At 66.0% G+C, this 20866-nt stretch carries 31 protein-coding genes; all 31 read right to left on the reverse strand.

Annotated features, from left to right (window positions below; genetic code table 11):
• Positions 1-4: 4 nt before the first annotated feature.
• The 31 genes from IGS68_RS19925 to rpsC all read right to left on the reverse strand — a co-directional run bounded on the left by IGS68_RS19925 (position 5) and on the right by rpsC (position 20865).
• Entirely contained in the window at positions 5-1663 is a 1659-nt protein-coding gene (locus tag IGS68_RS19925) for a hypothetical protein (RefSeq protein ID WP_201072960.1), read from the reverse strand.
• Between the two features lie 2 nt (positions 1664-1665).
• A complete protein-coding gene (locus IGS68_RS19930) occupies positions 1666-2214 on the reverse strand; it encodes a phage tail protein (RefSeq protein WP_201072962.1) in 549 nt (182 codons plus the stop codon).
• A gap of 415 nt (positions 2215-2629) precedes the next feature.
• Positions 2630-2932, reverse strand: a complete 303-nt coding sequence (locus IGS68_RS19935; protein WP_201072964.1) for an SCP2 sterol-binding domain-containing protein — start codon at positions 2930-2932, stop codon at positions 2630-2632.
• 59 nt (positions 2933-2991) lie between these two features.
• On the reverse strand, positions 2992-3687 hold the full coding sequence (locus IGS68_RS19940; protein WP_201072966.1) for an ATP12 family chaperone protein: 696 nt from the start codon (positions 3685-3687) through the stop codon (positions 2992-2994).
• Positions 3688-3720: 33 nt separating this feature from the next.
• Positions 3721-4422, reverse strand: coding sequence for an HAD-IA family hydrolase (locus IGS68_RS19945; RefSeq protein WP_201072968.1), 702 nt, complete (start codon positions 4420-4422; stop codon positions 3721-3723).
• An 89-nt stretch (positions 4423-4511) separates the two neighbouring features.
• Positions 4512-5498 carry an RluA family pseudouridine synthase gene (locus IGS68_RS19950; protein WP_201072970.1) on the reverse strand — a complete coding sequence of 329 codons (987 nt, stop codon included), beginning with the start codon at positions 5496-5498 and terminating at the stop codon, positions 4512-4514.
• Positions 5495-5887, reverse strand: coding sequence for a fluoride efflux transporter CrcB (gene crcB / locus IGS68_RS19955; RefSeq protein WP_201072972.1), 393 nt, complete (start codon positions 5885-5887; stop codon positions 5495-5497). Before crcB ends, IGS68_RS19950 begins: the two co-directional genes overlap by 4 nt.
• A gap of 72 nt (positions 5888-5959) precedes the next feature.
• Positions 5960-6853, reverse strand: coding sequence for a hypothetical protein (locus tag IGS68_RS19960; RefSeq protein ID WP_201072974.1), 894 nt, complete (start codon positions 6851-6853; stop codon positions 5960-5962).
• The gene (locus tag IGS68_RS19965) at positions 6850-8151 is read right to left on the reverse strand and encodes a replication-associated recombination protein A (protein WP_201072977.1); all 1302 of its coding nucleotides are present in this window, start codon (positions 8149-8151) and stop codon (positions 6850-6852) included. Before IGS68_RS19965 ends, IGS68_RS19960 begins: the two co-directional genes overlap by 4 nt.
• Positions 8148-9569, reverse strand: coding sequence for a DegQ family serine endoprotease (locus IGS68_RS19970; RefSeq protein WP_201072979.1), 1422 nt, complete (start codon positions 9567-9569; stop codon positions 8148-8150). The genes IGS68_RS19965 and IGS68_RS19970 overlap by 4 nt, the downstream gene beginning before the upstream one ends.
• 62 nt (positions 9570-9631) lie before the next feature.
• Positions 9632-9970 (reverse strand): hypothetical protein, encoded by a 339-nt coding sequence (locus IGS68_RS19975; protein WP_201072981.1) that lies wholly within the window; start codon positions 9968-9970, stop codon positions 9632-9634.
• A gap of 90 nt (positions 9971-10060) precedes the next feature.
• Entirely contained in the window at positions 10061-10483 is a 423-nt protein-coding gene (rplQ, locus tag IGS68_RS19980) for a 50S ribosomal protein L17 (protein WP_201072983.1), read from the reverse strand.
• A 115-nt stretch (positions 10484-10598) separates the two neighbouring features.
• Positions 10599-11615 carry a DNA-directed RNA polymerase subunit alpha gene (locus tag IGS68_RS19985; RefSeq protein ID WP_201072985.1) on the reverse strand — a complete coding sequence of 339 codons (1017 nt, stop codon included), beginning with the start codon at positions 11613-11615 and terminating at the stop codon, positions 10599-10601.
• A 236-nt stretch (positions 11616-11851) separates the two neighbouring features.
• Positions 11852-12250: a 30S ribosomal protein S11 gene (gene rpsK, locus IGS68_RS19990; protein WP_201072993.1), complete on the reverse strand. Its 399-nt coding sequence runs from the start codon at positions 12248-12250 to the stop codon at positions 11852-11854.
• A 21-nt stretch (positions 12251-12271) separates the two neighbouring features.
• Positions 12272-12640: a 30S ribosomal protein S13 gene (rpsM, locus tag IGS68_RS19995; protein WP_158044289.1), complete on the reverse strand. Its 369-nt coding sequence runs from the start codon at positions 12638-12640 to the stop codon at positions 12272-12274.
• A 198-nt stretch (positions 12641-12838) separates the two neighbouring features.
• A complete protein-coding gene (locus tag IGS68_RS20000) occupies positions 12839-13495 on the reverse strand; it encodes an adenylate kinase (RefSeq protein WP_201072997.1) in 657 nt (218 codons plus the stop codon).
• On the reverse strand, positions 13492-14835 hold the full coding sequence (secY, locus tag IGS68_RS20005) for a preprotein translocase subunit SecY (protein ID WP_201072999.1): 1344 nt from the start codon (positions 14833-14835) through the stop codon (positions 13492-13494). The genes IGS68_RS20000 and secY overlap by 4 nt, the downstream gene beginning before the upstream one ends.
• 90 nt (positions 14836-14925) lie before the next feature.
• Positions 14926-15417, reverse strand: a complete 492-nt coding sequence (gene rplO, locus IGS68_RS20010) for a 50S ribosomal protein L15 (RefSeq protein WP_201073007.1) — start codon at positions 15415-15417, stop codon at positions 14926-14928.
• A 25-nt stretch (positions 15418-15442) separates the two neighbouring features.
• On the reverse strand, positions 15443-15640 hold the full coding sequence (rpmD, locus tag IGS68_RS20015; RefSeq protein ID WP_201073009.1) for a 50S ribosomal protein L30: 198 nt from the start codon (positions 15638-15640) through the stop codon (positions 15443-15445).
• Positions 15641-15642: 2 nt separating this feature from the next.
• Positions 15643-16248, reverse strand: a complete 606-nt coding sequence (gene rpsE / locus IGS68_RS20020; protein ID WP_228435306.1) for a 30S ribosomal protein S5 — start codon at positions 16246-16248, stop codon at positions 15643-15645.
• A gap of 12 nt (positions 16249-16260) precedes the next feature.
• Positions 16261-16623: a 50S ribosomal protein L18 gene (gene rplR / locus IGS68_RS20025; RefSeq protein ID WP_201073011.1), complete on the reverse strand. Its 363-nt coding sequence runs from the start codon at positions 16621-16623 to the stop codon at positions 16261-16263.
• A gap of 11 nt (positions 16624-16634) precedes the next feature.
• Positions 16635-17171, reverse strand: coding sequence for a 50S ribosomal protein L6 (gene rplF, locus IGS68_RS20030; RefSeq protein ID WP_158044282.1), 537 nt, complete (start codon positions 17169-17171; stop codon positions 16635-16637).
• Between the two features lie 9 nt (positions 17172-17180).
• Positions 17181-17579 (reverse strand): 30S ribosomal protein S8, encoded by a 399-nt coding sequence (rpsH, locus tag IGS68_RS20035; protein WP_201073013.1) that lies wholly within the window; start codon positions 17577-17579, stop codon positions 17181-17183.
• Positions 17580-17594: 15 nt separating this feature from the next.
• The gene (gene rpsN / locus IGS68_RS20040; RefSeq protein WP_201073019.1) at positions 17595-17900 is read right to left on the reverse strand and encodes a 30S ribosomal protein S14; all 306 of its coding nucleotides are present in this window, start codon (positions 17898-17900) and stop codon (positions 17595-17597) included.
• A 19-nt stretch (positions 17901-17919) separates the two neighbouring features.
• Complete coding sequence (rplE, locus tag IGS68_RS20045) at positions 17920-18462, reverse strand: 50S ribosomal protein L5 (RefSeq protein WP_201073021.1); 543 nt, start codon at positions 18460-18462, stop codon at positions 17920-17922.
• An 8-nt stretch (positions 18463-18470) separates the two neighbouring features.
• Positions 18471-18791, reverse strand: a complete 321-nt coding sequence (rplX, locus tag IGS68_RS20050) for a 50S ribosomal protein L24 (RefSeq protein ID WP_201073023.1) — start codon at positions 18789-18791, stop codon at positions 18471-18473.
• The gene (gene rplN / locus IGS68_RS20055) at positions 18791-19159 is read right to left on the reverse strand and encodes a 50S ribosomal protein L14 (protein ID WP_158044277.1); all 369 of its coding nucleotides are present in this window, start codon (positions 19157-19159) and stop codon (positions 18791-18793) included. The genes rplX and rplN overlap by 1 nt, the downstream gene beginning before the upstream one ends.
• A gap of 17 nt (positions 19160-19176) precedes the next feature.
• A complete protein-coding gene (rpsQ, locus tag IGS68_RS20060) occupies positions 19177-19443 on the reverse strand; it encodes a 30S ribosomal protein S17 (RefSeq protein ID WP_158044276.1) in 267 nt (88 codons plus the stop codon).
• Between the two features lie 10 nt (positions 19444-19453).
• On the reverse strand, positions 19454-19657 hold the full coding sequence (gene rpmC / locus IGS68_RS20065; protein ID WP_158044275.1) for a 50S ribosomal protein L29: 204 nt from the start codon (positions 19655-19657) through the stop codon (positions 19454-19456).
• Entirely contained in the window at positions 19654-20079 is a 426-nt protein-coding gene (gene rplP / locus IGS68_RS20070; protein ID WP_037453595.1) for a 50S ribosomal protein L16, read from the reverse strand. Before rplP ends, rpmC begins: the two co-directional genes overlap by 4 nt.
• A gap of 30 nt (positions 20080-20109) precedes the next feature.
• Positions 20110-20865, reverse strand: coding sequence for a 30S ribosomal protein S3 (gene rpsC, locus IGS68_RS20075; protein WP_201073025.1), 756 nt, complete (start codon positions 20863-20865; stop codon positions 20110-20112).
• Position 20866: the final 1 nt, after the last annotated feature.

The raw sequence follows: 20866 nt of genomic DNA on the forward strand, positions 1-20866 counted from the left end.
CGCGTCAGGATTTTTCGATGGCGATGGCGCGGATCTGATAGCCGCAATCGCTCCAGGCGTCGTCTATCGGCTCCATCGTGATCGACACGGAATTGAGCCCGAGTTGCAGATAGTCGTGGTAGTCGATCGAGGAGAAATCCAGGTCGCGCAGCGAGACGATCAGCACGTTGCCGTCGCCGCCCTCCCCTTCTTCCGCATCGACATACTTGACCAGGGTCTGGCCGGCATCGCCGTTGACGACGAAGGTCAGCTTGACCCCCGTCGTGCCGGTCTTCCAGTGCTTCAGCTGAAGGCTGTATTCGCTCACCGAATCGATGATCTTGAAGTACAGCGTGATCTGGTAAGGGAAATCCTGCGTGTCGCTCCAACTGGCCGTCAGGCAGGTCCCCGACACGACGAAGCCCGAGGATGATCCCGCCGCGTACCCGGTCGTGTCGTCGATCATCAGGTCGTTGGTCGTCGCCAGGGTCCGGAAACCCTGGGGCACCTGACCCGAGGCATCGACCTGCGGGATGAAGCGGGTCGGAATGAAGCCGATGATGGCAACCTGGTTGTTGACCCCGATCGGGTCGAGCCCCATCACGTTGAGGTCGAGCGTCACCGCCGGTTCGACATACAGATTCGCGTCGTCCGGGTTCTGGACGTAGAGCGTCGCGGGGGCATTGTCCATGTAGACGACCGGCACGGCCACGTCGTTGCTTACCGTCAGGGCATGGGAGGCGGAGTAGTAGGAAATCGGATGATTGAGCGTGACGGTCGTGGATGCGCTGTATCCGACCCGAATGCGCCACACGGTCTTCATGACGAAGTTCAGTCCGTACATGGAAAGTTCGGTCGGCGGGTAGAGAAAGGACCCATCGAACAGATTGGTAGCCATGTATTGGGAAATATACATCTCCGCCTGGTTGGTGTTGTTCGGATTCGCCGCTCCGGTCGAGAAGCGGCAATCGATCGCGTTCCAGGGGACTTCCTGGCCGAATATCCAGGTCGGAAACTGGCTCAGGGGATTCACGTAGCTGTAGGATCCCCAATCCTTGATGCTCATGGACTCCGAACTGGAAGACTGCTTGTCACTCGACGTTCCGGACTGCTCCATCTGCGATTTCTCGGTCGACCTGGTGGTGCTGTGCTCGAACGAGGACGTGGCACCCGCGAAGGTGTCGCCGGCTGTGACGGAGACTCCGTAGGTGCTGGACTGCGAATAGGTGCTTCCGGTCGTGTTCGACGTGGCGGTGGAAGCTCCGGTCGAGGTCCCTGCGGATGTGTTCTGCTGTACGGCGGCATTGACGGTCTGCGGAGCGTAATCCAGCAGTTCCACCGTCACCCCGTCCGGCGCGTTCCCTTCCTGGTCGGTCAAGGACACGGTGGAAGTCAACAGGGCCGGGTAATTCTCGAAGGACTCCTGCGTCGCCGAACCTACCGGGATGGGAGTCACCGACGTATTGGTCGGGTTCTTGAGCAGGATCCTCTGCGTGCAGGTGAGGATGAACTGTTGCTCGTCGGGCTGGTCTGCCGATCCGGTGGTCAGGACCTGGACATCATTGTACAGAACCGTCTTGTAATCCGTCATCAGGATGCCGATGGACTGCTTGCTGCCGTCGGCGTTGTTCAGGTACAGGGTCTGGCTTTGGATGTAGGAATAGGGGTCCTGCCTGCGGAACATGGTCAGCTCCCCTGACCGGCATAGATGATAAAGTTGACCGCGTAGGAGGGCTGCCTCACGTCGATCGGATTGCTGTCGGACGATCCGGAAGACGTCGTGCCGGTCGAGCCGTCGGGATACTCCACCGCGATGTCGTTGGTGCCGACTCCACCTTCCCAGGTCGATGCGTAAAGATTGTTGTCCGTGCTGTGACCATCCGCACCGTAGTAGCCGCCGGTCGACGACTCGCCGAATCCCAGCCCTTGGCTGTCATTGTCATGTCCCCCCGCCCCCCAGCCGTAGTGCTGATGGGACGGCATCTGGTCCGTGCTCAGCGTCACCTGCGCGCTTCCGAAGGTCTGGCCCAAAGTGTAGGACTTTCCCGCCCCCACCAGGGTGCGGTCGGTCAGATCCGGCAGGGTGAGATTGGGCAGCAGGGCGGCGAGCTGGGGATACTGGTTACCGTCGAACGTCGCGCCGTTGCACCACAGCCATCCAACCGGCGGCGAGGAGGACGAGCCATAGATTGCAAGAATGGCCCCGACCGGAACCGATCCCGGTGTATTGCTCATGCCCATGCTCCAGTGCCGTTTGGAAATTCGACGATCGAGGGATTCTCTTGCGCCACATTCCGCGAAATTTCAACGCAAATTCAATGAATTTGATAGTAATGATCCATCATTTTGGCGACGAACTTCTTGACACACATATGTATTCGCCGCATTGCGTAAATAACATTCAGTAAAATAGCCAAGCTTAACAGGCGGGAATCAGAACAAGCGCGAGATCGGGACGGCGTCGACCTGCCATCGGTATCACGGCCCAAGTCGCGGCGACATACGGCCAAACATCGAAACCGTTAAGCACCGAGGCCGCGGCAAGCGGTGCATCCTTGCTCAAAAACGAAGCGGCACCCGGCAATCGTAAGGTTGCCGGGTGCCGCTTCACCTTACCTGACGTGCGGTTGAGGCTCCATCGGCCTCCGCGTCACTCCTCCAGCAGCGACGCCAGCTTGAGGGCGGAGCCCATGGAGCCCTGGACCTTCAGCTTGCCGGTCGCGAACGCCAGCGTCGGATTGAGATCGCCGTCGAGCATCCTGTCGAAATTCTCCAGCGTCATGCGGATGGTGCAGACCGCGTCGCCGTCTTCCCGCTGGAGGGTCGCCGGGGTCTTGGTCGCGTCCAGCCGCAGCAGGCCGTCCTTGCCGAAGTCGAATCGGGCCGCGCCGTTGAAGGCGCGGAATTGCGGCAGACGCTTGCGCATCTTGGCTTCAATCTGGTCGAGGGTCATGGCCGCCGTGAGGAATGGTTGGGTTCTGTCCGAAGATTACCGGTTCCCATTGATACCATTCAAACCTTAACCAGATCCAGAAACCGCCGCGTCGCCAGGATGTCCGCCTTCAGGGCCGCGCGGCGGGCCGTGGCCTCCGCATCCTCGCCCCACTGCTCGATCTGGAACGTCTCGTCCAGCTGGGCCGCGGCATAGGCCTCCTCGGCGGAGACCCTGCCCTCCATCAGCGCCAGCGCGAGGACCAGCGAGCCCAGCGCCGAGGTCGCGTTCTGCAGGCCGGCCAGCATCATGTCGTCCAGCTCCTCGACCACGCGGGCCAGCAGCGCGCAGGCCTCGGCCGGCTGGGGTTTCGGCATGATGCCGGTATGGACCTCCAGCTGGGCGCCGTAGCGGACGGCGGCCCAATCCAGCAGCGGCTGCCAGACCCGCTCCTGCCGTTCCGCCAGCTCGGCCGGGTGGTCCGCCCTGTAGCATAGCAGGTCGGTTTCGGCATAGGCGGCGACCGCCCGGACGATCTCCGCCCGCTGGGCCGGGATGCGGTCGATGGCGGTGCTGGCCAGCTGGGTCACCGGCATGTCGGCCGGCTTGATGTTTTCCAGCTGGGCATCCCACTCCTCGGCGATGACCTGCATCAGGCCGGCCTGGGGCAGCACCAGGGGCGCCTTGGCCGGGGTCCGGAGCGGCCGCCCGTCGAGCCGGACCTCATGCCCGGCGTCGGTGCGGGCCACCGAGACTTCCTTGTAGAACCTCTTCATCTCTCACTTCATCCATTGCGCCGGATCGGCATTCTAGAGGTCGAGCAGCGCCAGGACGGCTGCGGGCACCTGGTCCGCCGTCTCGCAGATGCGCTGCGCCCCGGCTCCCGTCAGTTCCGCCACCTCGTGATAGCCCCAGGCGACTCCGACCGCGCCGGCACGGGCGCTGCCGGCCATCAACATGTCGTAGGTGGTGTCGCCGATGACAACCGTGTCGGAAGCTTCCACCCCGGTTTCGGCAAGGGCGCGGAACACCATGTCCGGATGCGGCTTGCCGGGGCCGGTATCGGATGTCTGCAGGGTCGTGAACCGGTCGAGCAGGCCATGCTGGTCCAGGGTGGCGACCAGGCCGCGGCGCGACTTGCCGGTCGCGACGCCGAGCAGCAGTCCGGCGCTCTCCAGCGCGTCGAGCGCGCCGCGGATGCCGGGAAACAGCGGCTCCTCGTGGACGCCGCGGTTGCGCGCGTCGGCGAAGGCCAGCTTGTAGCGATCGGCCAGCGTCACGTGGAGCCTCGGCTGGGCGTCCGGCAGCAGGACGGCGATCGCCTGGACCAGGGGCAGCCCGACCACGCGGCGCACCGCAGCGGCATCGGGCAGCGGCAGGCCCAGCGCCACGAACGCCGCGTTCATGGCGGCGACGATCGCGTACTGGCTGTCCACCAGGGTCCCGTCGCAGTCGAACAGGGCGAGGCGCAGCGGCTTGGAACCGGGCCGGGATTTGTCGTTCAGGGGCATGATCTTCGGTCTTTTCCTTTAATTTTCCTGACCCTGTATCTTTCCGACCTGATAGCACGAAACCTCGATGGCGCTAACCCCGCCCGGGCCTAATCGACCGCGGCGAAGGGATCGCCGTCGTTCTCCTTGTCGAAGCTGAAATAGTCCCAGGTCCTGACCATGTGCTCCGGCAGCGGCGCCGTCACGTCGATCCGGCCGCCGCGGGGATGCGGCAGGATCAGCCGCCGGGCATGCAGGTGAAGCTTGCCGGAAACCCCGGCGCCGGCCAGGAAGGCGTCCGGGCCGCCATACTTGCCGTCGCCCAGGATCGGCGTGCCGATCGCCTCCATGTGGACGCGCAACTGGTGCGTGCGGCCGGTCAGCGGCCACAGCGCCACCCAGGCGACCTTCTTGGTGGCGTGCTCGATCACTTGGTAGAGGCTGACGGCGCGCTTGCCCTCCTCCTCGTCGATCGCGACCCGCTCGCCCCGGCCGGTCGGCTCCTTGGCGAGGGGGGCGTCCACCTTGCCCTGGAACGGCCGGGGCACGCCGACCGTCACCGCCCAGTAGTATTTGCGGGCGTCCTTGCCGCGGAACGCCGCCGCCAGCTTCGTCGCCGCGAAGGCGTTGCGGGCCAGCACCAGCACGCCCGACGTGTCCTTGTCCAGCCGGTGGACCAGCCTGGGCCGCTCGTCCGCGTCGAACCGCAGCGCGTCCAGCATGGCGTCGAGGTGGCGCGGGGTCGCCGTGCCGCCCTGGACCGCCAGCCCGGGCGGCTTGTTGATCACCAGCACGTCGGCGTCGCGGTACAGCACGCGCCCCTGGATCTCCGCCGCGTCCTTGCGGCTGACCTTCGGCTTGGCCGCCCCCGGCGCGGGTTCGGCCTGGAGATCGCCGAGCGGCGGGATGCGCACGGTCTGGCCCGCCTCCAGCCGGACGTTGGCCTTGGCCCGCTTGCCGTCGACCCGGACCTGCCCGGTCCGCAGCAGCTTCTCCAGGTGGCCGTGGCTGAGCTGCGGGAAATGCCGCTTGAACCAGCGGTCCAGCCGGACCTCCGACTCCTCGCCGGCGACGATGCGTGTTTCGACCTCGCTCACCCGACCATGCCCCTGATCAAGAACAGGCCGGCGAACAGTCCGCCGACCGAAAACAGTACCGAGACCACCATATAGGTCGCCGACGCCGCCAATTCGCCCCGCTGCATCAGGACGGCGGCATCGAGCGAAAAGGTGGAGAAGGTGGTGAAGCCGCCGAGCACCCCGACGGTGAGCAGCGCCTTTAGTTCCGGCGACGGGCTCCAGGCCAGCGCCCCCAGTTCCACCAGCGCGCCCATGACGAAGGAGCCCGCGACATTGACCGCCAGCGTGCCGTAGGGAAAGGCGAAGCCCAGCCAATTGCCGATCGCGGACATCACCACGAAGCGCGCGACCGAGCCGGCGGCGCCGCCGGCGGCGACCGCGAGCAGAAGGGTTGGAGAGAACGTCATGGGGTCGGGCTTCCTCGATGAAGCGCGCAGCCTAGCCGCGCGGGAAGCCCGCGGCAAGGCATGGCGGCCAGTTCAGGGCTGCATGCCGACTCCGAAGATCCAGCCTTCCTGGCGACGGGCGCGGTCGGTCAGCGCAGCGGGGTTCCAGACTCCGGGAAGGCCGGACAGGGCGCGCAGGCCCGCGGCGGAGACCAGGGCATCGGTCTCGTGGTCGCTGGGCTCCCGTCGGACCTCCTCGACCGGATCGCTGTCCAGCAGGGCCAGGCAGCGGTTCAGGTCGCCCCAGCTGCGCACCTTGCGCAGGCCCCAGCCGGCGCGCATCAGGAACAGCCTGGGATAGATCTCGACCAGGGTGCTGCGGCCGGCGGGGTCCTGGAACGGCCAGACCGCCACGTCTTCGCGCCGGGTGCGAAGAGCCCTCAGAAGGCGCATGCCGGCCAGCGCCCCCTTCCCCACCTGCTTGGCGCCGATCAGCTTGTACGGGCTCTCCGGCGAGCCGTAGCCATCGGCCCGGCAGGCATCCTCCGTCGCCCGCCGCCCTAGCACGAACCCCTCCGCTCGCGGTCCCGCGGTCCAGTAGCCCATGGCATAGGCCGGGTCGCGCGGGAAAGCCCCGCCGAACAGGTCGGGATCGCCGTGGCAGACCCGCTCCACCAGGTCCCACAGGGCGAAAACGTCGCCGGTACCGTCCGGAAAATAGGTCGTCGCCCTGTCGAACGGCAGCGAGAAGGCGCAGTCGATCCCGATCAGCAGCCGCTCGCCCCCATCCTGGCCGCCCCGCCCGATCCGGCCGTCCAGCCAGTCCAGCGCCTGGGTGCGTGTCCAGGACCGCCCGCCGTCGGGAGGATCGACCAGGACCGGGGCCTCGGTGCCGGCGGCGCATTCCGCCACGGCGATGCCCTGGTAGCGCCTGCCGGCCGCGCCGGACCAGTCGATGCCGACGAAACCGTCGAAGGTTCCGGTCATTCCGGATCCGGATCGGCGGCTTTCTGGGCCCGCAGCTTGCTCCAATAGTCCAGGCGCTTGCGGATCTCCCGCTCGAAGCCCCGCTCGGGCGGGCGGTAGAACTGCTGCCGGGGCATGCCCTCGGGAAAATAGTTCTGGCCGCTGAAGCCCTCCGGCGTGTCGTGGTCGTACGCGTAGCCCTTGCCGTAACCCAGCCCCTTCATCAGCTTGGTCGGGGCGTTGAGGATGTGCATCGGCGGCATCAGCGACCCGGTCTCCCGCGCCGAGCGCATCGCCGCCTTGGACGCGGCATAGGCGGCGTTCGACTTGGGCGCGGTCGCCATGTAGATGACGCACTGGGTCAGGGCCAGTTCGCCCTCGGGACTGCCCAGCCGCTCGTAGGTCTCCCACGCGGCCAGCGCCTGGGGAAGCGCCTGGGGGTCGGCCAGGCCGACATCCTCGACCGCCATCCGGACCAGCCGCCGGGCGATGAAACGAGGGTCCTCGCCGCCGGCCAGCATCCGGGCCAGCCAATAGAGCGCCGCGTCGGTGTCCGACCCGCGCACCGACTTGTGCAGCGCGCTGATCAGGTTGTAATGGCCTTCCTGGGACTTGTCGTACAGGGGCGCCCGCCGCTGGATGGTGCCGGCCAGCGCGGTCGTGTCGAGCGGGCTGTCGGGCGCCAGGGCGAACAGCTCCTCGCACAGGTTGAGCAGGAATCGGCCGTCGCCGTCCGCCATCGCCTTGATCGCCTGGCGCGCGTCCGCGTCGAGCGGCAGGGTCCTGCCCGTCTCCGCCTCGGCGCGGGTCAGCAGCAGTTCCAGCGCGGCATCGTCCAGCCGGTTGAGCACGAAGACCTGGGCGCGCGACAGCAGCGCCGCGTTCAGCTCGAACGAGGGGTTCTCGGTGGTGGCGCCGACCAGCGTGACCGTGCCGTCCTCCACATAGGGCAGGAAGCCGTCCTGCTGGCTGCGGTTGAACCGGTGGATCTCGTCGATGAACAGCAGGGTCCCGCGCCCGGCGACACGGCGCTGCTTGGCCGCATCGAACACCTTGCGCAGGTCCGCGACGCCGGAGAAGACGGCGGACAGCGGCTCGAAATGGAAATCGGTCTGGTCGGCCAGCAGCCGCGCGATCGTCGTCTTGCCGCAGCCCGGCGGTCCCCACAGGATCATGGAGGCGAGGCGGCGGCTCGTCACCATGCGGCCGATCGGGCCGGCCGGTTTTAGCAGATGATCCTGCCCGACCACCTCGTCCAGGGTCCTGGGCCTGAGGCGGTCCGCCAGCGGCCGCGGCGCCGAAGCCGAGAACAGCGTCATCCCGCCACCACCGAAGTCAGCACCTGATCGCCCCGGCGCACGGTGACCCGCCAGCTCTGCTGGGGCCGGGACAGCAGCCTGTCGAGCTGGGCGACGCCGGACACCTCGCGGTCGTCGATCCGCAGAACCACGTCGCCCGGCTGGACGCCCAACCGGGCGGCCGGGCTGTTGCGCGCCACCTCCAGGATGACGACGCCCGCCGCCGTACCGGAAAAGCCGATCTCCTCGGCCAGGGCCGGAGACAGGTTGGCGACCGTGGCGCCGGCCAGCGGCTGCCGGCCGTTCAGCGGGGTCGTGTCGCGCGGCGGATCCTCGGGCGGTGCCGTCACCTTGAAGGCGACCTGACGGACGGAGCCGCCGCGCGTCACCGTCAGCGCCGCCTGCCCGCCCACCGGCAGCGTGGCGATGCGGAACTTCAGGGCTTCCGGATCGTCGACCGTCCGCCCGTTGATCGCCGTGATGACGTCGCCGACACGCAGGCCGGCCTTGGCGGCGGCGCTCTTCGGATCGACCGCGTTGACCAGCACGCCGGCCGGCCGGCCGAGCCCGAGCGAACTGGCGATGTCGGCGGTCACCGGCTGCCCGTCCACGCCCAGCCAGGGACGCACCAGCTTTCCGCCGTTGGCCACCGCCTCGACCACGGTGCGCACCATGTTGGACGGGATCGCGAAGCCGATGCCGAGCGAGCCGCCGCTCCGGGAATATATGGCCGAATTGATGCCGACCAGCCTGCCGTCCATGGACACCAGCGCACCGCCGGAATTGCCGGGGTTGATCGCCGCGTCGGTCTGGATGAAGAAGTTGAAGTCGCTGACGCCCACCGCGGTCCGGGCCAGCGCCGACACGATGCCGCTGGTCACGGTCTGGCCGACGCCGAAGGGGTTCCCGATCGCGAGCACCAGGTCGCCGACTTCCAGGTCGTCGCTGTCGTGCAGCGCCAGGAACGGCAGGCTCTCGCCCCGCGGCGGGGTGATGCGCAGGATGGCGAGGTCGGTCTTGGGATCGGTCGAGACGATCCGCGCCTCGAACTCCCGCCGGTCGGCCAATACGACGGTGATCTGGTCGCTGTCCTTGACCACGTGGTCGTTGGTCACCACCAGCCCGTCGGCCGCGACGATGACGCCCGAACCGAGCGACCGCTCGACCCGCTCGCGCGGCATGCCGAAGGGGGCGGACTGGCCGAAGAAGCGCTGGAAGAACGGGTCGTCCAACAGCGGCGAAATACGCTGCTGAACCACCCGCCGGGTATAGATGTTGACCACGGCCGGCGCGGTCTGCCTTACCAGCGGCGCGAAGGACAGCGTGATCTGCTGGCGGGAGTCGGGAACGGCCCGCTGCTGGGCGAAGGCGGGACCGGTGGACACCAGGCCGGCGATCAGCAGCAGGACGAGGCGAAGGGACGGTAGCTGCGGCATCATGCACCGGAATCTGGGTATTCGCATCGAAAGGAGGAAGAGGCCCACGGCGGCAGGCCGAAGCATCACTGGATGGAGTTGCAGCGTACCATGCACATGTTCAGCTGACGCTCGCACGTGGCGCTCGCATAGCCGGAATTGCCCAGAACACCGCCGCGCCGCGTGGCTCCGGCATCCATGCAGACCGAATAGTCCCGGTCGCAGGCGCGCCGGCAGGAATAGCGGTCATCCCGGGTCGCGTTGGGCCGGAGATCGTCCGACGGGGTACGCGGGGGAGCCTCGCCGCCCTGGGACGGAACGACGGAGTCCCCTCGCACGGGGCGATCGGAACCGCCGCAAGCGGCCAGGAGCAGGCAGCCGATCAGCATGACCGCCCTGACGAAACCTCTGGATCGCAAGACCATGACCGCCTCCGGATAGGTTCGATACCTGCCTAAACGCGAAAGGCAGCCCGGAGGCTGCCTTTCGTTTCCTTGAACGCAGGGTCGATCAGATCAACCCTGGCTCTCTTCCTCGTCGTCGACCATGACCGGGCCGCTGTCCTGGCCCTTGGCCGCGACGTCGCGGTCGACCAGCTCGATGAACGCCAGCGGAGCGGCGTCGCCGTACCGGAAGCCGGCCTTGAGCACGCGGGTGTAGCCGCCGGGCCGGTCGGTGTAGCGCTCGGCGATCGGACCGAACAGCTTGGCGACCACCGTGTCGTCGCGGAGCTGGGCATAGGCCAGGCGGCGGTTGTGCAGGCCGCCCTTCTTGCCGAGCGTGATCAGCTTCTCGACGATCGGACGCAGGTCCTTCGCCTTCGGAAGGGTGGTCTTGATCTGCTCGTGCTTGATCAGCGCGGCGGCCATGTTGCTGAACATCGCCTTGCGGTGGCTGGACGTGCGATTGAACTTCCGGCCGCTCATACCGTGACGCATGGTTGCGTGCTCCTTCCTCTGGCTTGGCTCCGCTCACGGAACCGATGGTGAAGTCCGCCGCCCGGCCCGCTGGAGGGCGGGTACCGGTACGGCGGACGGAGTTGGCGTTGGGTGCTTAGTACGGCTCTTCGAGACGCTTGGCCAGCTCTTCGATGTTCTCGGGCGGCCAGTTCGGGATTTCCATGCCCAGGTGCAGACCCATCTGGGACAGGACTTCCTTGATCTCGTTCAGCGACTTGCGGCCGAAGTTCGGCGTGCGGAGCATCTCCGCCTCCGTCTTCTGCACCAGGTCGCCGATATAGACGATGTTGTCGTTCTTCAGGCAGTTGGCGGACCGGACCGACAGTTCCAGCTCGTCCACCTTGCGCAGCAGGTTCTTGTTGAACGGCGGCTCCTCGCCGCGCTCCTCGGCGACCGCGTGGGTCGGCTCCTCGAAGTTGATGAAGAGCTGGAGCTGGTCCTGGAGGATGCGGGCGGCGAGAGCCACCGCGTCTTCCGGGGACACCGCGCCGTTGGTCTCCACCTGCATCGACAGGCGGTCGTAGTCCGTGACTTGGCCGACGCGGGTGTTGTCGACCTTGTACGACACCTTGCGGATCGGCGCGAACAGCGCGTCCACCGGGATCAGGCCGATCGGCGCGTCTTCCGGACGGTTCTGGCTGGCCGGGACATAGCCCTTGCCGCTCTCGACCGTCAGCTCCATGACCAGCCGGGCGCCGTTGTCGAGGGTGCAGATCACCAGGTCGGGATCCATCACCTCGATGTCGGGGCCGGTCTCGATCATGCCGGCGGTGACTTCGCCGGGGCCGTCGGCGCGCAGGCGCATCCGCTTGGGTCCGTCGCCGTGCAGGCGCAGGCCCATGGTCTTGATGTTCAGGACGATGTCCGTGACATCCTCGCGCACGCCGGGGATCGACGAGAATTCATGCAGCACGCCCTCGATCTGGATCGAGGTGACGGCCGCACCCTGGAGGGAGGACAGCAGGACGCGACGGAGCGCGTTGCCGAGCGTGAGGCCGAAGCCCCGCTCGAGCGGCTCGGCGACCACGGTCGCGACCCGCTGCGGATCGTCGCCCGGCTGGATGTCGAGCTTGTTCGGCTTGATCAGCTCCTGCCAATTCTTCTGGATCACGTCTTGACCTCATGCCATCGGGTTGACGCGCCAGTTCCAGTGTGCCAACGCAGAAATGCCGATACCCTCCCTGGACAGGAGGGTTTCGGCAATCTCGGCCGCCATCCCCATGCTTGACCGGTCATGATGGCTCTATGACCGGTTTTCCCGGAACGGCGGGCAACTGGAGGCGCGGTAGAAAACGCCTCCCGGAGGCCTTCGAGGAAGGTCGCTCCGGCAGAGAGCCGTCCGATATATCAGACGCGGCGCTTCTTCGGCGGACGAACGCCGTTGTGCGGGATCGGCGTGACGTCGCGGATCGAGGTGATCGCGAAGCCCACCGACTGCAGCGCCCGCAGGGCCGACTCACGCCCCGAACCAGGACCCTTGACCTCGACCTCGAGGGTTTTCATGCCGTGCTCCTGAGCCTTGCGGCCGGCATCCTCGGCGGCGATCTGCGCCGCGTACGGGGTCGACTTCCGCGATCCCTTGAAGCCCTGGGCACCCGACGACGACCAGGCGATGGTGTTGCCCTGCGCGTCGGTGATGGTGATCATGGTGTTGTTGAACGAGGCGTTGACGTGAGCGACGCCCGAAGTGATGTTCTTGCGCTCGCGACGACGAAGGCGCGCGGAAGCGGCAGAAGGCTTGGCCATGGGTCCTGTCCGTCCTATCTCTTACTTCTTCTTGCCGGCGATCGGCTTGGCCGGACCCTTGCGGGTGCGCGCATTGGTATGCGTGCGCTGCCCGCGGACCGGCAGGCCCTTGCGGTGCCGCAGACCCCGGTAGCTGCCCAGGTCCATCAGGCGCTTGATGTTCATCGCCACCTGACGGCGCAGGTCGCCCTCGACGCGGTAGTCGCTGTCGATCACTTCGCGGATCTTCAGGATCTCGTCGTCGGTCAGCTCGTTGACACGGCGTTCAGCGGGGATGGCGACCTTGCCGCAGATCTCCTTGGCTTTGGAAGGTCCGATACCATGGATATAGGTCAGGCCGATCTCCACGCGCTTCTGCGCCGGGATATTGACGCCAGCAATACGCGCCACGCTCGTCTCCTTAACATTTGATCTGTGGCCCGTAAGGGGCCGTCCGTCTCGGTCACGGTCCTGACCAGCCGCGCCGAATCAGGACGAGTATACAGTTCTCGGTTCCCTAGGAACCAAGGAGCGCGGAGTATACTCGCCGCGCTCCTTGAGTCAACCGGTGTCTGTCTTGCAACCGTAATCGAAAGTCTGCGGAAGTCCTCAGGCTGCCTTGTCTTTCAGCAGCGCCTCGATCTGCCCGGTCACCTCGTCGATGTCGGCCATGCCGTCCACCGCCTCCAGAACCCCCCGCGCCTGATAATAGGGCAGGATCGGCGCCGTCTGCTTATGGTAGGCGGCAAGACGGGTGGTCACCGTCTCCGCGTTGTCGTCGGCCCGCCGGGAGAACTCCGTCGAGCCGCAGGCGTCGCAGACGCCTTCGACGGCAGGCTTCTGGAACGTATCGTGATAGCCCCGCCCGCACTTGGAGCAGGTGTAGCGGCCGGTGATCCGTTCCACCAGTGCTGCGTCGTCCACCTTCATCTCGATCACGTGGTCGAGCTTCAGCCCCTTCTCCTCCAGCATCCGGTCCAGGGCCTCGGCCTGGGGAACCGTACGCGGGAAGCCGTCGAGGATGAAGCCGGCCGCGCAGTCCGGCTGGGAGATACGGTCGGCGATCATCTCGATCATCAGTTCGTCCGGCATCAGCTTGCCGGCCGCCATGATTTCCTTGGCCTGCTGGCCCAGCGGCGCACCGCTGGCGACGACCGCCCGCAGCATGTCCCCGGTCGACAGCTGGACAAGTCCATGCCGATCCTCGAGACGCTTCGCCTGGGTCCCCTTGCCCGCCCCCGGCGGTCCCAGCAGTATCAAATTCATCCTCTCCTCCCCCGCAGCTTAGCCTTCTTGATCAGGCCTTCGTACTGATGCGCCAGCAGATGCGAATGGATCTGCGCGACGGTATCCATCGTGACGGTGACCACGATCAACAGGCTGGTGCCGCCAAAATAGAACGGGACGGCATACTGCGAAATCAGGATTTCGGGCAATAGGCAGACGACGGACAAATATGCCGCACCCACTACGGTCAGGCGGGTCAGGACATAGTCCAGATAGTCGGCCGTGTTCTTGCCCGGGCGGATGCCGGGGATGAAGCCGCCGTACTTCTTCAGATTGTCGGCCGTCTCGCTGGGATTGAAGACGATCGCCGTATAGAAGAAGCAGAAGAACACGATCAGCGCCACATACAGGATGATATACAGCGGCTGGCCATGGCCCAGGTAGGTCGTGATCGCGGTCAGCCACTCCGGTCCCTGCCCGCCCGAGAAGCCCGCGACGGTCAGCGGCAGCAGCAGCAGCGAACTGGCGAAGATCGGCGGGATCACGCCCGACGTGTTGAGCTTCAGCGGGAGGTGCGAGCTCTCGCCGCCGAACATCCGGTTGCCGACCTGGCGCTTCGGATACTGGACGATGATCCGGCGCTGGGCCCGCTCCATGAACACGATGAAGAAGATCACCCCCACCGCCATCAGCAGCAGGAAAATGATGAAGAAGGTCGACAGCGCGCCGGTGCGTCCCAGTTCCAGGGTGCCGGCGAGCGCTCTCGGCAGCTCCGCCACAATGCCGGCGAAGATGATCAGCGAGATGCCGTTGCCGACGCCGCGCGCCGTGATCTGCTCGCCCAGCCACATCAGGAAGATGGTGCCGCCGACCAGCGTGATGACGGTGGTGGCCAGGAAGAAGACGCCGGGGTTCTGCACGGCGGCGCCGGCCGAGCCGGTCATGCCCTGCAGGCCCACCGCCATGCCGTACGCCTGTACGGTGGCCAGCAGGACCGTCAGGTAACGGGTGTACTGGTTGAGCTTCTTGCGGCCGCTCTCCCCCTCCTTCTTCATCTGCTCGAGCGTCGGGGACACCGCCGTCATGAGCTGGATGATGATCGATGCCGAGATATACGGCATGATGTTGAGGGCGAAGATGGTCATCCGCGACAGGGCGCCGCCCGAGAACATGTTGAACATGTCCAGGATGCCGCCGGAGTTCTGGCGGAAGATGTCGGCCAGGATGTTGGGATCGATGCCCGGCAGCGGGATGTAGGTGCCGAGCCGATAGATGATCAGTGCCCCGAGGGTGAACCAGATCCGCTTCTTCAGCTCGGTAGCCTTCGCAAAGGCGCCAAAGTTGATATTGGCGGCGAGCTGTTCGGCCGCTGATGCCATATTCTATTCCTCGACGCTCACGTGCGAAGTATGTCGTAACAGGCATGGCCGGCGCCTCCCCAGAGACGCCGGCCAGTCGATCGCGGACCTTTATTCGGCCGCGGAAGCCTCTTCTGCCTTCTTCGGCACCGTGACTTCCACGGTACCGCCCAGGGCCTCGACCGCGGCGATGGCCGACGCCGAAGCGCCCGCCACCTTGAAGCTCGCCTTGGTCGTCAGCTCGCCCTTGGCCAGCAGGCGCACGCCGTCCCGGCTGTTCTGGGCGACGCCGGCCGCCACCAGGATTTCCCCGGTGATGGTCTGCGAGGCATCCAGCTTGCCGGACTCGATGGCCTGCTGGATCTTGCCCAGGTTCGCCACGGCATAGTCCTTGGCGAAGATGTTGGTGAAGCCGCGCTTCGGCAGGCGGCGATGCAGGGGCATCTGTCCGCCTTCGAAGCCCTTGATCGCGACGCCCGTACGCGAGGTCTGACCCTTCACGCCACGGCCGCCGGTCTTGCCCTTGCCCGAACCGATGCCGCGTCCGACGCGGATGCGGTTCTTGCGGGCGCCGGCATTGTCCCGGATCTCGTTGAGTTTCATGATCGTGTTATCCCCTCGCCCGTTCTCAGCCCTGGCTCTCGACGCGAACCAGATGCTGAACCTTGGCGATCATGCCGCGGACGGAAGGGGTGTCCTCCAGCTCCCGCGTGCGGTGCAGCTTGTTCAGCCCGAGACCGACGAGGGTCTCGCGCTGATCCTTCTTGCGACCGATCGGGCTGCCGATCTGCGTCACGATGACGGTGCTCTTGGTCTCGTCAGCCATGATCAGGCCTCCTTGATCTCGGTGCCGGTCGCGTCGCGACGGCCCAGGATATCGCTGACCCGGCGACCGCGGCGGGCGGCCACGGCCCGGGGGCTGACCACCTGCGCCAGGGCGTCGAAGGTCGCCTTGATCATGTTGTGCGGGTTCGAGGTGCCGATCGACTTCGTCACCACGTCCTGCACGCCCAGCGCCTCGAAGATCGCGCGCATCGGACCACCGGCGATGATGCCGGTACCGGTCGGAGCCGCCCGGAGGACGACCCGGCCGGCGCCGAAGTGACCATGCACGTCGTGGTGCAGGGTCCGGCCCTCGCGGAGCGGAACGCGGATCATGGTGCGCTTGGCCTGGTCGGTCGCCTTGCGGATCGCTTCCGGCACCTCGCGGGCCTTGCCCGATCCGACGCCGACGCGGCCCTTGGCGTCGCCCACGACCACCAGGGCCGCGAAGCCGAACCGCCGGCCACCCTTCACCACCTTGGCGACACGGTTGATGCCGACCAGCTTTTCTACCAGATCGCTCTCTTCGCGGTCGCCACCGCCCCGGTTCTGACGGTCCCGGTTGTCGCCGCCGCGCTGGTCGCGCTCGCCGCCTCTTTCATTGCGTGCCATATTCGGGTCCCCTTAGAACGACAGGCCGGCTTCACGCGCGGCGTCGGCAAGCGCCTTGACGCGCCCGTGGAAGAGATAGCCGCCGCGGTCGAAGACCACCTGCGTGACGCCGGCAGCCGTCGCCCGCTCGGCGATCAGCTTGCCGACCAGCTTGGCGGCTTCGATGTCGGCGCCGGTCTTCAGCTGCTCGCGCAGATCCTTGTCGATGGTCGACGCGGAAGCCAGGGTCTTGCCCTCGCTGTCGTCGATCACCTGGACGTAGATGTGCTTGCTGGACCGGAAAACCGACAGCCTGGGCCGGCCGCCCGCCTTCTTCCTGATCTGCGTACGCACCCGCATCTTGCGGCGTACGTTCAGTTCCCTTGACGTTTTCATCGGCCGTGCCCCTACTTCTTCTTGCCTTCCTTGCGCAGCAGAGTCTCCGTCGCGTACTTGATGCCCTTGCCCTTGTAGGGCTCCGGCTTCCGGAACTGACGGATTTCTGCGGCGACTTGGCCGACCTTCTGGCGGTCGGCCCCGGAAACGGAGATCGCGGTCGGACGCTCGGTCTTGATCGTGATCCCGGCGGGGATCGGATACGTCACGTCGTGCGAGTAGCCGAGCTGGAGAACCAGGTCGCTGCCCTGCACGGCGGCACGATAGCCGACGCCGTTGATTTCGAGGTTGACCGTGAAGCCCTCGCTGACGCCCTTGACCATGTTGGCCACGAGCGTGCGCGAGGTCGCCCACATCATCTTGCCGCGCTTGCTGTCCGCATGGCGCGGCTTGACGACGACCTTGCCGTCATCGAGCGAGGCCGCGATGTCATCGATCAGGGTCATGCTGAGCTGGCCCAGCTTGCCCTTGGCCGTCAGGGTCTGGCCGTTGACGGCGACGTCAACGCCAGCCGGGACCGGCACGGGGTGTTTACCAATTCGTGACATGGCTGCCTCTTAGAACACGCGGCAAAGCACTTCACCGCCGACATTGGCGGCGCGGGCTTCGTTGTCGGACATCACGCCCCGCGGGGTCGACAGGATCGAGATCCCGAGACCGTTGTAGACGCGCGGCAGGTCCTTGATCTTCGAGTAGACGCGGCGGCCGGGCTTGGACACGCGGCTGATGGTCTTTATGACCGGCTCGCCCTCGTGATACTTCAGCTCGATCCGGAGCTGCGCGATACCGGGGCGCAGTTCCTCCTGGAAATAGCCGCGGATGTAACCCTCGCGCTTCAGAACCTCCAGCACGCTCGCCCGCAGCTTGGATGCCGGGCTGTCGACGCTGGTCATGTGAGCCCGCTGACCATTGCGGATGCGGGTCAGCATATCGCCCAAAGGATCGCTCAAAGACATCTTTCCGATCCCCCCTTACCAGCTCGACTTCGTCATGCCCGGGATCTGGCCGTTGGAGGCCAGGTCGCGGAGCGTGATGCGCGAAAGCTTGAACTTGCGATAGAACGCGCGCGGACGACCGGTCATCTCGCAGCGGTTGCGGACGCGGGTCCGGCTCGAGTTGCGCGGCATCTCCGCGAGCTTGAGGCGGGCGGCGAACTGCTCTTCGGGCGTCAGAGCGGGGTCCTTGGCGATCGCCTTCAGCGCCGCGCGCTTGTTGGCGAACTGCTTGACCATGCGCTCACGGCGCTTGTTCTTCTGGATGGCACTCGTCTTGGCCATGGCTGTAACCTCCTGCCGCTCAGCTGACGAACGGCATGTCGAAGCCCTTGAGGAGCGCCTTGGCCTCCTTGTCGGTCTTCGCAGTCGTCACGATGATGATGTCCATGCCCCGGATCTCGTCGATCTTGTCGTAATCGATTTCCGGGAAGATGATCTGCTCCTTCAAGCCCATGGCGTAGTTGCCACGGCCGTCGAAGCTGTTGCCCGGCACGCCGCGGAAGTCGCGGACACGCGGCAGGGCAACCGTCACGAGACGGTCGAGGAACTCGTACATGCGCTCGCGACGCAGGGTCACCTTGCAGCCGATCGACATGCCTTCTCGCAGCTTGAACTGCGCGATCGACTTGCGGGCCTTGGTCACCACCGGCCGCTGGCCAGCGATCGCGGTCAGTTCGGCCACCGCCGAATTGACCTTCTTGCCGTCGGAGGTCGCCTCGCCAACACCCATGTTGATGACGATCTTCTCGATCCGCGGCACTTCCATGTCGTTGGCGTAGTTGAACTCAGCCTTCAACTTCGGGCGTACGACGTCGTCGTATTGCTTCTTCAGCCTGGTCGTCATGGTGGCGCTCACAGATCGATGACTTCGCCGGACCGCTTGGCGACGCGCACCTTGCGGCCATCCTCGAGGGTCTTGAACCCCACGCGGGTCGGCTTGTTGTCTTTGGGGTCGACATGGGCGACGTTGGAGACGTGGATGAACGCCTCGATCTCCAGGATACCGCCGGCGGAGGTCTGGGACTGGCGCTGGTGCTTCTTGACGATGTTCACGCCGCGCACCTTGACCCGGTTCTCCTTGGGAAGGACCTCGATCACCTCGCCGGTCTTACCCTTGTCCTTGCCGGCGATGACGACGACCTTGTCCTTCTTCCTGATCTTGGCTGCGGACATCACAGCACCTCCGGCGCGAGCGAGATGATCTTCATGAACTTCTTGCCGCGGAGCTCGCGGGTCACCGGCCCGAAGATACGGGTCCCGATGGGCTCGCCCTGCTTGTTGATCAGCACGGCGGCGTTGCGGTCGAAGCGGATGGAGCTGCCGTCGGTGCGCCGGATCTCCTTGGACGTGCGGACGATGACCGCACGGTGCACATCACCCTTCTTGACGCGTCCGCGCGGGATGGCCTCCTTGACCGAGACGACGATCACGTCGCCCACGGCGGCCACCTTGCGCTTGGACCCGCCAAGCACCTTGATGCACTGCACCCGGCGCGCGCCGCTGTTGTCGGCGACCTCCAGGTTGGTTTGCATCTGGATCATATGTCAGACCTCTTCAATCAGCCGGCGGAGGCGCCGGCGGCTGCCGCTGCTGCGGCGTCGGTAAGGACCATCCAGCGCTTGCGCTTCGAGATCGGGCGGCATTCCTCGATGAAGACCTGGTCGCCCGTCTTGAACTGGTTGGCCTCGTCATGGGCAGCGTAACGCTTCGACTGCCGGATGAACTTCTTGTACACGGGATGCATCACGCGGCGCTCGACGAGGACGATAATCGTCTTATCGCCCTTGTCGCTGACGACCGTGCCCTGCAAAACACGCCGGGGCATGGGTAAACTCCTACGACGCGGACGAGCGCACGCGCTCGCCCAGAATGGTCTTGATGCGCGCGATGTCGCGGCGCACCTGGCCGACGCGCGCGGTGTTCTCGAGCTGGCCCGAGGCCCGGCGGAAGCGCAGGTTGAACTGCTCCTTCTTCAGGGTCAGGAGCTGGTCGTTCAGCTCGTCGGCGGTCTTGGCGCGCAGATCGGTCGGCTTCGTCATTGATCCAACTCCTCGCCCAGGCGGGTGATGAACCGGGTCTTGATCGGCAGCTTGGCGGCGGCGAGCTCGAAAGCCCGCTTGGCCAAATCGCCGGGGACGCCGTCCAGTTCGAACATGATGCGGCCGGGATGGACGCGCGCCGCCCAGAACTCGGGCGAGCCCTTGCCCGAGCCCATGCGGACTTCGGCCGGCTTGGTCGAGACCGGAACGTCCGGGAAGATCCGGATCCAGACGCGGCCCTGACGCTTCATGTGACGGGTGATCGCGCGGCGGGCCGCCTCGATCTGGCGCGCGGTGATGCGCGCCGGCTCGATCGCCTTCAGGCCATAGGCGCCGAAGTTGAGCTGAGTCCCGCCCTTGGCGGTGCCGTGGATACGGCCCTTGTGTGCCTTGCGGTACTTCGTACGCTTAGGACTTAGCATGGCATGTGCCCTCTACTAGTATCCTGCCGTTCAGCGGTCGCCGCGATCGCCACGATCGCCGCGATCACCCCGGTGGTGGTCGCCGCGTTCGCCGCGCTCGGGCCGTCCGCTGGGACCGGCCTGTTGTTCACTGGCGCGCTTGTCCTGCGCCATCGGATCGTGCGCAAGGATTTCGCCCTTGAACACCCAGACCTTCACGCCGCAGGTACCGTACGTGGTCTTCGCGGTGGCGACACCGTAGTCCACGTCGGCACGCAGCGTGTGCAGCGGCACGCGCCCTTCGCGATACCACTCCATGCGCGCGATCTCCGCACCACCGAGGCGGCCGGAGCAGTTGATCCGGATGCCCTGGGCTCCCAGGCGCATCGCGGACTGCACGGCACGCTTCATGGCGCGGCGGAAAGCCACGCGGCGCTCCAGCTGGTTGGAGATGTTTTCGGCGATCAGCTTGGCGTCGATCTCCGGCTTGCGGATCTCGACGATGTTCAAGTTGACGTCCGAACCGGTCATCTTCGCCAGCTCGCCGCGAAGCTTCTCGATATCGGCACCCTTCTTGCCGATAACAACCCCCGGGCGCGCCGAATGGATGGTCACGCGGGCCTTTTTCGCAGGCCGCTCGATCACCACGCGGGATACCCCGGCCTGCTGAAGCCGGCCCTGGAGGAAACTACGCAGCTTCAGGTCGCTATGCAACAGGTCGGCGTAGTCCCGATCCGCATACCAGCGGCTATCCCAAGTGCGGTTGATGCCGAGCCGGAGCCCGACGGGATTGATCTTCTGACCCATG

The sequence above is a fragment of the Skermanella sp. TT6 genome, from assembly GCF_016653635.2.
GTDB lineage: Bacteria > Pseudomonadota > Alphaproteobacteria > Azospirillales > Azospirillaceae > Skermanella > Skermanella cutis.

What these genes read in the sequence shown, in the direction of transcription:
- rpsK (WP_201072993.1), bottom strand. Translation starts at nt 12,250, where the DNA reads ATGGCCAAGCCTTCTGCCGCTTCCGCGCGCCTTCGTCGTCGCGAGCGC.
- rplX (WP_201073023.1), bottom strand. Translation starts at nt 18,791, where the DNA reads ATGTCCGCAGCCAAGATCAGGAAGAAGGACAAGGTCGTCGTCATCGCC.
- IGS68_RS19975 (WP_201072981.1), bottom strand. Translation starts at nt 9,970, where the DNA reads ATGGTCTTGCGATCCAGAGGTTTCGTCAGGGCGGTCATGCTGATCGGC.
- IGS68_RS19960 (WP_201072974.1), bottom strand. Translation starts at nt 6,853, where the DNA reads ATGACCGGAACCTTCGACGGTTTCGTCGGCATCGACTGGTCCGGCGCG.
- secY (WP_201072999.1), bottom strand. Translation starts at nt 14,835, where the DNA reads ATGGCATCAGCGGCCGAACAGCTCGCCGCCAATATCAACTTTGGCGCC.
- rplN (WP_158044277.1), bottom strand. Translation starts at nt 19,159, where the DNA reads ATGATCCAGATGCAAACCAACCTGGAGGTCGCCGACAACAGCGGCGCG.
- IGS68_RS19965 (WP_201072977.1), bottom strand. Translation starts at nt 8,151, where the DNA reads ATGACGCTGTTCTCGGCTTCGGCGCCGCGGCCGCTGGCGGACCGCCTC.
- rpsQ (WP_158044276.1), bottom strand. Translation starts at nt 19,443, where the DNA reads ATGCCCCGGCGTGTTTTGCAGGGCACGGTCGTCAGCGACAAGGGCGAT.
- rplO (WP_201073007.1), bottom strand. Translation starts at nt 15,417, where the DNA reads ATGAAACTCAACGAGATCCGGGACAATGCCGGCGCCCGCAAGAACCGC.
- crcB (WP_201072972.1), bottom strand. Translation starts at nt 5,887, where the DNA reads ATGACGTTCTCTCCAACCCTTCTGCTCGCGGTCGCCGCCGGCGGCGCC.
- rplF (WP_158044282.1), bottom strand. Translation starts at nt 17,171, where the DNA reads ATGTCACGAATTGGTAAACACCCCGTGCCGGTCCCGGCTGGCGTTGAC.
- IGS68_RS19925 (WP_201072960.1), bottom strand. Translation starts at nt 1,663, where the DNA reads ATGTTCCGCAGGCAGGACCCCTATTCCTACATCCAAAGCCAGACCCTG.
- IGS68_RS19930 (WP_201072962.1), bottom strand. Translation starts at nt 2,214, where the DNA reads ATGAGCAATACACCGGGATCGGTTCCGGTCGGGGCCATTCTTGCAATC.
- rpmD (WP_201073009.1), bottom strand. Translation starts at nt 15,640, where the DNA reads ATGGCTGACGAGACCAAGAGCACCGTCATCGTGACGCAGATCGGCAGC.
- IGS68_RS19970 (WP_201072979.1), bottom strand. Translation starts at nt 9,569, where the DNA reads ATGATGCCGCAGCTACCGTCCCTTCGCCTCGTCCTGCTGCTGATCGCC.
- IGS68_RS19940 (WP_201072966.1), bottom strand. Translation starts at nt 3,687, where the DNA reads ATGAAGAGGTTCTACAAGGAAGTCTCGGTGGCCCGCACCGACGCCGGG.
- rpsN (WP_201073019.1), bottom strand. Translation starts at nt 17,900, where the DNA reads ATGGCCAAGACGAGTGCCATCCAGAAGAACAAGCGCCGTGAGCGCATG.
- rpmC (WP_158044275.1), bottom strand. Translation starts at nt 19,657, where the DNA reads ATGACGAAGCCGACCGATCTGCGCGCCAAGACCGCCGACGAGCTGAAC.
- IGS68_RS19945 (WP_201072968.1), bottom strand. Translation starts at nt 4,422, where the DNA reads ATGCCCCTGAACGACAAATCCCGGCCCGGTTCCAAGCCGCTGCGCCTC.
- rpsE (WP_228435306.1), bottom strand. Translation starts at nt 16,248, where the DNA reads ATGGCACGCAATGAAAGAGGCGGCGAGCGCGACCAGCGCGGCGGCGAC.
- rpsC (WP_201073025.1), bottom strand. Translation starts at nt 20,865, where the DNA reads ATGGGTCAGAAGATCAATCCCGTCGGGCTCCGGCTCGGCATCAACCGC.
- IGS68_RS20000 (WP_201072997.1), bottom strand. Translation starts at nt 13,495, where the DNA reads ATGAATTTGATACTGCTGGGACCGCCGGGGGCGGGCAAGGGGACCCAG.
- rpsH (WP_201073013.1), bottom strand. Translation starts at nt 17,579, where the DNA reads ATGTCTTTGAGCGATCCTTTGGGCGATATGCTGACCCGCATCCGCAAT.
- IGS68_RS19935 (WP_201072964.1), bottom strand. Translation starts at nt 2,932, where the DNA reads ATGACCCTCGACCAGATTGAAGCCAAGATGCGCAAGCGTCTGCCGCAA.
- rplE (WP_201073021.1), bottom strand. Translation starts at nt 18,462, where the DNA reads ATGACGACCAGGCTGAAGAAGCAATACGACGACGTCGTACGCCCGAAG.
- rplP (WP_037453595.1), bottom strand. Translation starts at nt 20,079, where the DNA reads ATGCTAAGTCCTAAGCGTACGAAGTACCGCAAGGCACACAAGGGCCGT.
- rplR (WP_201073011.1), bottom strand. Translation starts at nt 16,623, where the DNA reads ATGAAAACGTCAAGGGAACTGAACGTACGCCGCAAGATGCGGGTGCGT.
- rplQ (WP_201072983.1), bottom strand. Translation starts at nt 10,483, where the DNA reads ATGCGTCACGGTATGAGCGGCCGGAAGTTCAATCGCACGTCCAGCCAC.